Source organism: Bacillus sp. EAC (assembly GCF_002156875.1).
GTDB lineage: Bacteria > Bacillota > Bacilli > Bacillales > Bacillaceae_G > Gottfriedia.
Genome location: NZ_NCSY01000022.1, coordinates 1 through 9097, shown reverse-complemented (window position 1 = coordinate 9097; position 9097 = coordinate 1). Strand labels below are relative to the sequence as shown.

The following is a 9097-nucleotide window of genomic DNA, read 5'->3' as shown; positions in this document are numbered from 1 at the left end:
TGCCATTTACATAAATAAAAAAAGAGCCGCATTAGCGACTCTAGTTTTTGAACTAACGCGCTCGTTAGTTTAATTAGAAACTTATTATTAATCTGGACATAGTTCTAACAAATCATAAAATAAAGCTGCTTCTACTGTAATTTGTTTACCTATTAATTCTTTATTATTATTAATCTTTAAATTTAGTATTACTTCGTCAATCTCAAGCAATTCTTCATAATCTAATTTTAAGAGTTCATTTTGAATTACATCTTCCAATAATGATTGTAATTTTATATATGCTTGTGCAGAGTAACCATCTAAAATAGGTGATATTCGGTTTGGATCGATATTTTCAACTACAAATTCATGAGTCAAGTTATAAATTGGCGCAACCTTTGAAATACGCAATACTGTACAATATTTCACTTCAAAGTTTCCTTTTATAAAATCTTGAAAAATAAATCTTACATATTTTTCGGGCCATATTTTATGTTTACCAGGTTTAACAACAATTTTATTTAAACTACAAAAATTTATAATCTCAGATGGTAATAAAAATTCCTGACTACAGCTGTTTAGATATTCCTTATCTGCCCCTTTTTCATAATACTTATATATATATTTCTTAACAGTTTCATTCATATTTTACCTCACAAATATTATTTTTCTTGTACAACTTTTAATACAAAATACAAATTCTTAGTTCAATAATTATAGCATAGCTTATTTAACTATCCTGCCATTTAGCATAATAAAAAGGCTGATGAACAGCCTTTCGTGTTATTGAACTAACGCGCTCGTTAGTTCAATAAGGTATATTAGTTTGAAACAAATGCACCAATCTCATTTGACAATATAGATGTATCCCACGGATGCCAGAAGTAAGTAGCTCCGTCAAATTGCATATCATACTGATAAGCTATTGGTTCGTCTGTATATAAGATAATATCAAAATAAGTAGGATCACCTTTTGTTGTATCGGGTTGGAAATTTGGATTTTCTTTACTGTTTTTCAAGATTTTTAGAAAAGCATTCAATTTCTCTCTGTCTTTTATCTCTGTTATCCTTTTCGTATTGGGTGCATAACCTTGATAGATTTCTATCGCATCCACTTTTTCAATTGGTACATTCTTAAAATGCCATCGATAGTCAGTTTTATCTCTTGCATAATAAACGCTATACCCATTTATTGCACTCTTATCTTTTAATGCGATTAAATCAGAGTTTCCTTCGATTGTGTAAATTTCTGTTCCTTTTTCATGAAATGCAGCATCTCCATTCTTGATCTTGTACCCCGAATTTGTGATATTGTCTGCTACTTTAAACTGTACTTCTCCTAGTTTTTTTCCAATGAACTGCTCATCAGCTAAAATACCTGAACGGATTCCGTTGTACTCTATTCCATCCCATTTCACGAAGTCAACCCAATCGATAATTGCATGATCGCCAAAGTGGTTAGAGCGACAACCTACTAACAGGAATATCAATAAGATAAACAATACAAAGAACCTATTTACTCGCCTCATTAGCTCCCCCTTACTCAAAAAGCTCAATTTAGATTTCAACTAGTCTTACTATATAACATACTATTCAATTTCGTTTTTGAAGTACCTTCTTCAAGTGCCCTAGTCCATCTATGTTGAACTAAAGCGCTCGTTAGTTGAATAATAAACAGGGCTTTTCCTCAATTGAAGTAGATTCCTGTTAGCTTTATTAAAAAGAAATTCCCTCTAAGGTTCAATAACAATTTCTCCTTCACCTGTTGGTGCTTCAAAACCATTAAGGTAGGATGTTAAAATTTCTTCTGTTATAGTGAAAGCAGCATTTGCATCAAATCTTTGACTTCGTATCTCAAGTCGTTTACGTAAATCATTAAGATGAACTTTCAAATAAATAAGTTTCCACTTACCACCAGCTGCTTCAATAAGCTGTTTATATTTCTCTCTTCTTGAACGTTGCCAAAAACTGAAGTCAACAACCACGTGTTGTTTATTCTGAATTAACTTTACCAGTTGATTCCGCAATTTTCTTTCTGCATCCTGCTTGTATTCCTCATACTTTTCAACTGGAAAATCAATTCCAAAACGACCATTAGTAGCCCAAATTTCTTCATCGATTGAAAGACGTACAAAGCCTTCTTTTTCTATTTGTTGTGCGAATGTAGTTTTTCCCGAACCTGCTACACCACACATCATTACTACTAAAGGGGTTAAATTATCTCGTTCCCGATAAATTAGGTCGACTAAATTAAATTTTTCAAACATAAGTATACACCCCCAATTCAACTGTAAACGAATTCCAAATTAATCTTATTATAAATTATTAATTGTATTATTGGCTTATTCAACAATACTGCCCGTTAGTACATTAAAAATGGACTGTAGAAGCAGTCCATCGTTGTTCAACTAACGCATGCGTTAGTTGAACAAGAAAATTTAATATTAGCTACTTAAATTCAAATGCGATTTTCTTTTAGTAAACTGATATAAACATAAATATTGAATAAAATTAAAAAGATAAAATAAGCATAATTTAAAAATACAAAACATACGACAGTTCTGATTTTTCGGTGGTGTAGCCAATATTTCAATGCGAAATGATGAATAAATAGCAACAGAATTGAACCAAAGAAACCGAAAAATATTCCCTCATAAAATGATTTACCTATACCATACTTTTCAACGTAGTGAGTTACTGATTCTTTTATAGACGCAATAATAAAAAATAACGACCAATAATTAAAAAATGAGATCATCAAAAGTAACAAGAGAATAGAGTGGGAGTATGGACCAACAATCCATTTAAAAACCTTTCGAGTGTACTGATTCATTGTAAATCTAGTATTCGTTCCTTTACTTCTCATTATCTTATACTTATTACTAATTGAGGAATCATTTGCTTTTACAGAAAATAGAGTCATTTCATTAGTTGAATTTTTTTTGTTAATTCTTTTTCTTAAATCTGTATAGTACCAAACCCACGCCCCAAACGTTAATATACCACCGAATATTGAACTCCAAAACACAACCTCAACTCCATTTTTAGTTAATAGGTAATAAAAATCTCTCTAAAGAATATATTCATTCACTTCCTTGAAAAATCCTTTTGAGAGGGAGTTGGACCAAGTGGTTTATTAGAAAATGGTGATGTTGTCGTAGCTCGTTCCTTATTGAACTAACGCGCCAATTAGTTGAATAAGAAATTCAAATTATATGTATCAAAAAAGTTGTTTAATTTGCAATTATTTTGCGGTAATGAAATTAAATATCAAAAATAAAGGAAATATCTTCTTGACAGTCGAATATTTGCCTAGAACCATAATTAACTATTCCGATGAGGAGGATTCTTGTGCGTCCACGACCATTATCTATTGAAAATCCAGAGCATTATAGGTATGTTAGTCTTGTGCCAGATGGAGATATTATAGAAATACTTAGTAATCAACGAACTAATACCATTACCCTCTTAAGCAGCGTATCAGAGGAGTCAGCAAGGAAGGCGTACGCACCAGGGAAATGGACTTTAAAAGAAGTGATTGGGCATATGACCGACTCGGAACGTGTGATGTCGTATCGAATGCTTGCCATTGCACGAAATGAAAGTGCACCACTCCCAGCAATGGATCAGGATCAATACGTTTCTGCGGCAAACTTCAACGAATTATCCTGGGAGCAGCTACTAGCTGGTTTAGACACGGTACGCTCCAACACGTTAAGCCTTATTTCAACCATTAATGATGCAGCGTGGGATCGTAATGGAACTGTAATGAACAGTCCAGTTTCAATAGGTACCATTGCATATGGCATTGCCGGTCACGAGTTACACCATATGAAAGTGATTAGTGATAAATACTTATAAGTCTTTTTCTATTAATGAAAAAATCTTATTTCTCATTTAGGATGCGTAGATGAAGAAGCAGCAAAAAAAAGGATCTTCCTGGAAGGTCCTTTTTTTATTGCCGAAAACGGTATGTATGTAAACTAGATTTACATACAATACTAAAGCGAAATTAGAGTGGTTCTTGTTCAACTATTCTGCCAGTTACTAAAAAAAGTACAGCCAACGGCTGTTCACACTCTTCAACTAACGCGCTCGTTAGTTGAAGAAGATAACCTTAAAAAAACTCGTAAATCCCTACAAAATATTTATAATCCTCATCTGTAATGATTCTATTTCCATAACCTTCAAAGAAAAGTGCTACTTCAGATTTATTTTCAAAAATATTTGGTTTCGGACGTATTGCAAGCGAAACATCATACCTTGGATCCCCGTAAGATCCGCCACTCCAATCAATAATACCTGTGATCTCTCCATCTTTAACTAATACATTATCTATTGTAAAATCACCATGAATCAAAGTTTGATTAAAGTAACTAGGCTTATTCTCTTTCAATTCATCTAACAACTTTAAAGAGCCATCTACATTGTAATGTTTCAAGTTATATTCTGCATGATTTAACATATCGTCAAGCCATGGAGAATTATTCATTAAATCACTTGGACATATAGTTGAATGTATCTTTGATAAAGTATTTCCAAAATTAAATATAGCTTCGTGCCTTTTTACATGTAAATTGTCTTTGGATAAATAACTTCTTAATGTCTCTCCTTCGATATACTCCATTAATGTCCAAAAATTATATTCATTTTTATCCTCTATGTAATTGTAAACTTTTGGAATGGACAGTTCTGTTTTAGTCAACTGATTTAGAATTTGTACTTCCTTAGTCAGTAATGAGGAATACTGTTCTCCTTTTGTTCTTTTTAGTACGAAGCAACCATTTTTTGATTGTATAATACCGACGTTTGATGTGTGTCCTTGTCGAGGAAATATTATTTCTTCAATTTCTCCAACAATTCTACTAATGCCACTGGGAATTTCGTTTATTTTAATTGGTTCCACAAGTAATCTCCTATAAAATTTTTACTTTTATATTTTAGATTCTTTGCTTTTTTACAAATTCCTTGTTCAACAAAACCGCATGATACTTCAATAAGAAAAAGAGTTGCCGAAGCAACTCAATGATCTTCAACTAACGCTCTCGTTAGTTCAATAATTAATCTTAAATCCAAGCTATAACTAATAATTTGTATCCAATTTACAAACTATTAACTAGTAAATAAATAGGAGTATAGACCATAAGTGTAAATGTAATAACAACGATAACAGTTAACTCAGTTCTTACTTCCCACCCCTTAATCACTAGTTTAACAATACCAATTAAACTTAAGATAAAGACTATACAAATCAAAGGCATTAGATATATACCTATAAAACTAAAAAACAATGACATTTTCCCACCCCATTTTCACAAGAGCATTTACATTCACTCCTTTATATCAAATATATGCTCGAAATGAAGGAGCGATTGTACAAACTGACCGTTATAAAAGAGTCATTTCTCTTGTTAAACTAAACTGCCATTAAGCAAAATAAAAAGGCTATTGAACAGCCTTTAATCTTCAACTAACGCGCCAGTTAGTTGAAAAAGGAAATTTTTTTTTAATAGGATACCTTAATTATTTAAGTATTTCATTACTTCATTGAAATAACTTTCTATTGGATTTGCTGTTTCGACAATAAGATAATCATGTGTAGGTCTTTTTGTATTGTTAACCCATTCAAGAAATGCTTCTTCATTTTTCGCCTCATGTATTTGGCTTATCATTCGTTCTCGCTTTTTTAATCTATAATTAATTTCATCAAAATTATTGAGATAGCACTCAACAAATTTGTATTTTGCATTATGTTTTTTTGTTAGTAAAGTTCCCTTTTCTACCAATTCTGTATAAAAACAGGGGCTATCCAAAATAACATTATTACCTAAAGAAAGATGAAAATCGATTAACGACCATTCGATGTCATATGATATTTTACCGACTTCCTTTGAATCCACGGTAGGTCCTAATGATTCAAGTAATGGTGATTTTACAATATCATGATCAATTACAATCGCACCTGTGTTTTTTGCTATCAATCTAGATAATGTTGACTTTCCTGAACCTGGAAAGCCTGCCATTTGAAGAAAAAACATGAAATTCACACCTTTCAAACTACTATCATTTTGAATCTCCCATTCATTCGACAAAAAAGAACGACTTCCTGCTTATAAACAAATTTGCCATTTAGCCCACTAAAAAAAGGCTGCCGAAGCAACCTATCTCTTTTACAACTAACGCTCTCGTTAGTTGTAAAAAATAAAACATTACATTCGAAAGAGTCATGTCTATTTCCACTGAATCCAGAACGGTATTAACCACCTTGTCTGTCTATTACCTTTCCATCTTTAGACAAACCTTGAACAATACTAGCTTCACCTATATAAATATAATACCGCATCCCCGAATGTGTAAAAATCGTAGCATCTTCAAATGTTTTTGAATCCGTAGAGCAGGTTTGTACTTTTTCAATCATAGAGTTTTTGATTTCGCCAAAGGTTAAATAGAATTCATGCATTACATTACCTTTTTCATCATAATCATGTAGACCTTCAGTGTAGAATGTCATGTTATTATTTTCATAATGTGTCCATCCATTAGGGCCAATGTTCTTCCAGCCATTTTGATCACTTCCTTGCAAAAAAGCAACAGCAATTGCATCAAAATTTGAATCAGGCAATTCATCTTTATTTGGCTCAGTAGTATAGATAACAACAGTAACACCATGGTATTTTTTAGAATATAATATCTCTATTATTGGAGAAGAAATTTCCTTTTGAATAGCCTCTTGCATGTTTTCGTATTTTCCAAATTCAAAATCAGAATTTATTGTTCTATAAGTCAAAATTAAAATAATAAAAATTGATACCACTAGTATTAATCCATTTCTCATGTTCATTTTTTTCTCACTCCATCTAACGTATATCCCATTATTAATTATTGATATTCGCTAATTTCCTACAACATTCCTTTTCATAAAAAGGAAAACAATGTTTAAATATAAATAAGAACTATTAGTAACCGAAATATAAAAGCCTGTATCAATGATTACTTGGTAATCTACGATACAGGCTATTTTAATATTCGTTCTTCAACTATCGCGCCAGTTAGTTTAATAAATTTTAAGTTCTTTTTCTAATTTTTTAATAGTACATCTACATCAACAATAGTCATGTTCTTGTCATTTGGAAATATGGCTGCTTTAATACCATCACTTTTCATTTTTTTTATCCAATCGTTCATAAAGTGATCTAAATCTATTGATACTGCCTTAAATTCACTAGCTTTGGCACAAGTTTCTGCAAATTCCTTTCGCGGAAAAAATGGAAAGCGTGTGTTTCCTTCTGAATCAACTAATGTTGACTAACTTTAAATAAGACCCAAACTTCTTCAGCTTCACAAACATTTTTTATAAAATACTCGTATCAAAGATGTGGTTCTTGATTAATTACGGCTTCGTATTCTTTTATATTCATAATTACAATTCTTCGCAAGTTAAATTATTTGTTTCATCTCTATATTTTAACACTATTTCTATTTCAACAATAATGCCTGTTAGCACAAAAATAAAAAGGACTACCGAAGCAGCCCATAGTTGTGCAACTAACGCGTCCGTTTGTTTAATAAGGAAACTTACTATTTCATATCAAAACTATAAATTATCCCGTTATAAATCTTTTGCTCGATACATTCATCCATTTTATAGTGTTCCGCCAACATTTAAGCTTAATTTTGTCAAAATCTATTAATTATATTTGTTTTATTACAAAAATATTGCAAGATGATATTTTCATTACAAAGCCATAAATAGATGATGTTATTGCTCCATATCAATGTTAAATGTGATAAATTGAACAAAAGTTAAATAAAAGCAGAATAGAAAGGAACTATCATGAACAGATCCGACATAAATTTCACTTTTACCACTATCTTAAAGGGGTTCCTTACAGTATGTTTACTAATTTTAAGTCTCACTACATTTTCTACATTACATGTATCAGCAAATACTAATACAGCATTTAATTATAATTCGAAAGTGCCATTACCAAAAGCTCAGCAAGAGTATTTATATAATCTGTGTAAACAACGTGGGTTATCATATCGATCGGCACTTGCAATCATTAAAATAGAAAGTAATTTTCATGCAAACGCTCGAAATAAGGAAAGCTACGGTTACTTCCAAATTGCAAAAGTAAACCATAAAAGTCTGGCCAAAACTCTACACACTGCAAACAAACCAACAGATCCTTACATTAATATCAAATGGGGTACATATATGCTTTCTTCTTTACAAAAGAAGTATAAAGCAAAAGGATATCGTGGCGTAAAATTAACAGAAGCCATTTTAAGTGCTTACAATAAAGGTGTTGGTGGTTATGAACGAACAGGAAAAGCTACTTCATATATCGCTAAGTATAATAAAGCGTTAAAAGTCGTAAATTCATGGTTCTAAGATCATAACTCAAAAGTTAAGTTCAATAATAATAGACAAGGTGCAATTCAGATGAATTGCACCTTGTCTATTATTATTTCGATAAGTAAATACAAAACATCAAATTTCTATTTGAATACTAAAATTAGTTAACTTAGCATTTTCCCGGCGTATCAATAATGTAGACTTACGTATCAACACATATTTGTAACCAGTAGTTTTGTTTTGTCTTTTTCCATAGAATTTCAAATAAATCTAACTGAACTAAACTGCCAAATACTTAAACAGGAGTCGAACATCATCGACTTCTGAATTTTCAACTAAAGCGCCAGTTAGTTCAATAAGGAAATTCAAAAATCCTCAATCTTTCATTTTCCTTTATACTTAATTTTAATACCATTTACGCTTTCATCCTTTTTATAAGTTTCAGAGTTTTCATCATAATTTACTCTCAATCCTCTTTCATTAAGCCAATCAATTTTGAATTTATTATCTGAAACGAATGTATTTCCGGAAACGTTTGGAAGTTTATCATCTTTATTTAGAATTGATAACTGATATGATTCGGCAGTTGTAGCTCCACAATTTCTAATAAAAATGTAAGCATCTTTTTCATGACTTGGTGAGGGGACTTTTTGAATAATTTCATTACCACACATATCGCCGAATTCCAAAAATAGATTCAATACATATTTTCCACCTACAAATAAAGAAAACAGTATAACTATTGCGATAAAAATATTT

General features: G+C 31.3%; 11 protein-coding genes and 1 pseudogene. 2 read left to right on the top strand and 10 right to left on the bottom strand.

Annotation, left to right across the window (positions count from 1 at the left end; translation table 11 throughout):
• Positions 1–87: 87 nt before the first annotated feature.
• The 4 genes from B7R65_RS20700 to B7R65_RS20685 form a co-directional block, all read right to left on the bottom strand.
• Positions 88–624 (bottom strand): hypothetical protein, encoded by a 537-nt coding sequence (locus B7R65_RS20700; RefSeq protein ID WP_088044704.1) that lies wholly within the window; start codon positions 622–624, stop codon positions 88–90.
• 176 nt (positions 625–800) lie between these two features.
• Positions 801–1508, bottom strand: a complete 708-nt coding sequence (locus tag B7R65_RS20695; RefSeq protein WP_088044703.1) for a hypothetical protein — start codon at positions 1506–1508, stop codon at positions 801–803.
• Between the two features lie 204 nt (positions 1509–1712).
• Positions 1713–2246, bottom strand: coding sequence for a P-loop nucleotide/nucleoside kinase family protein (locus B7R65_RS20690; RefSeq protein ID WP_088044702.1), 534 nt, complete (start codon positions 2244–2246; stop codon positions 1713–1715).
• A gap of 191 nt (positions 2247–2437) precedes the next feature.
• On the bottom strand, positions 2438–3007 hold the full coding sequence (locus B7R65_RS20685) for a hypothetical protein (RefSeq protein WP_088044701.1): 570 nt from the start codon (positions 3005–3007) through the stop codon (positions 2438–2440).
• 323 nt (positions 3008–3330) lie between these two features.
• Between B7R65_RS20685 and B7R65_RS20680 the strand changes: the two genes are divergently transcribed.
• Positions 3331–3840 (top strand): DinB family protein, encoded by a 510-nt coding sequence (locus B7R65_RS20680; RefSeq protein WP_088044700.1) that lies wholly within the window; start codon positions 3331–3333, stop codon positions 3838–3840.
• Between the two features lie 256 nt (positions 3841–4096).
• On the opposite strand, the gene B7R65_RS20675 is transcribed toward B7R65_RS20680, so the two are convergent.
• The 5 genes and pseudogenes from B7R65_RS20675 to B7R65_RS21160 form a co-directional block, all read right to left on the bottom strand.
• Positions 4097–4885, bottom strand: a complete 789-nt coding sequence (locus tag B7R65_RS20675; protein ID WP_088044699.1) for an aminoglycoside phosphotransferase family protein — start codon at positions 4883–4885, stop codon at positions 4097–4099.
• Between the two features lie 196 nt (positions 4886–5081).
• The gene (locus B7R65_RS20670) at positions 5082–5276 is read right to left on the bottom strand and encodes a hypothetical protein (RefSeq protein WP_088044698.1); all 195 of its coding nucleotides are present in this window, start codon (positions 5274–5276) and stop codon (positions 5082–5084) included.
• Between the two features lie 222 nt (positions 5277–5498).
• The gene (locus B7R65_RS20665; RefSeq protein WP_088044706.1) at positions 5499–6017 is read right to left on the bottom strand and encodes a P-loop nucleotide/nucleoside kinase family protein; all 519 of its coding nucleotides are present in this window, start codon (positions 6015–6017) and stop codon (positions 5499–5501) included.
• Positions 6018–6235: 218 nt separating this feature from the next.
• Positions 6236–6820 carry a hypothetical protein gene (locus B7R65_RS20660; protein ID WP_088044697.1) on the bottom strand — a complete coding sequence of 195 codons (585 nt, stop codon included), beginning with the start codon at positions 6818–6820 and terminating at the stop codon, positions 6236–6238.
• Between the two features lie 236 nt (positions 6821–7056).
• A pseudogene (locus B7R65_RS21160) lies at positions 7057–7260 on the bottom strand (DUF2750 domain-containing protein); the annotation flags it as partial.
• A gap of 553 nt (positions 7261–7813) precedes the next feature.
• Here B7R65_RS21160 and B7R65_RS20650 point away from each other — a divergent pair.
• Positions 7814–8374: a transglycosylase SLT domain-containing protein gene (locus B7R65_RS20650; RefSeq protein ID WP_088044695.1), complete on the top strand. Its 561-nt coding sequence runs from the start codon at positions 7814–7816 to the stop codon at positions 8372–8374.
• 347 nt (positions 8375–8721) lie between these two features.
• On the opposite strand, the gene B7R65_RS20645 is transcribed toward B7R65_RS20650, so the two are convergent.
• On the bottom strand, positions 8722–9097 hold a 376-nt coding region (locus tag B7R65_RS20645), incomplete at its 5' end, for a DUF5412 family protein (RefSeq protein WP_306298492.1).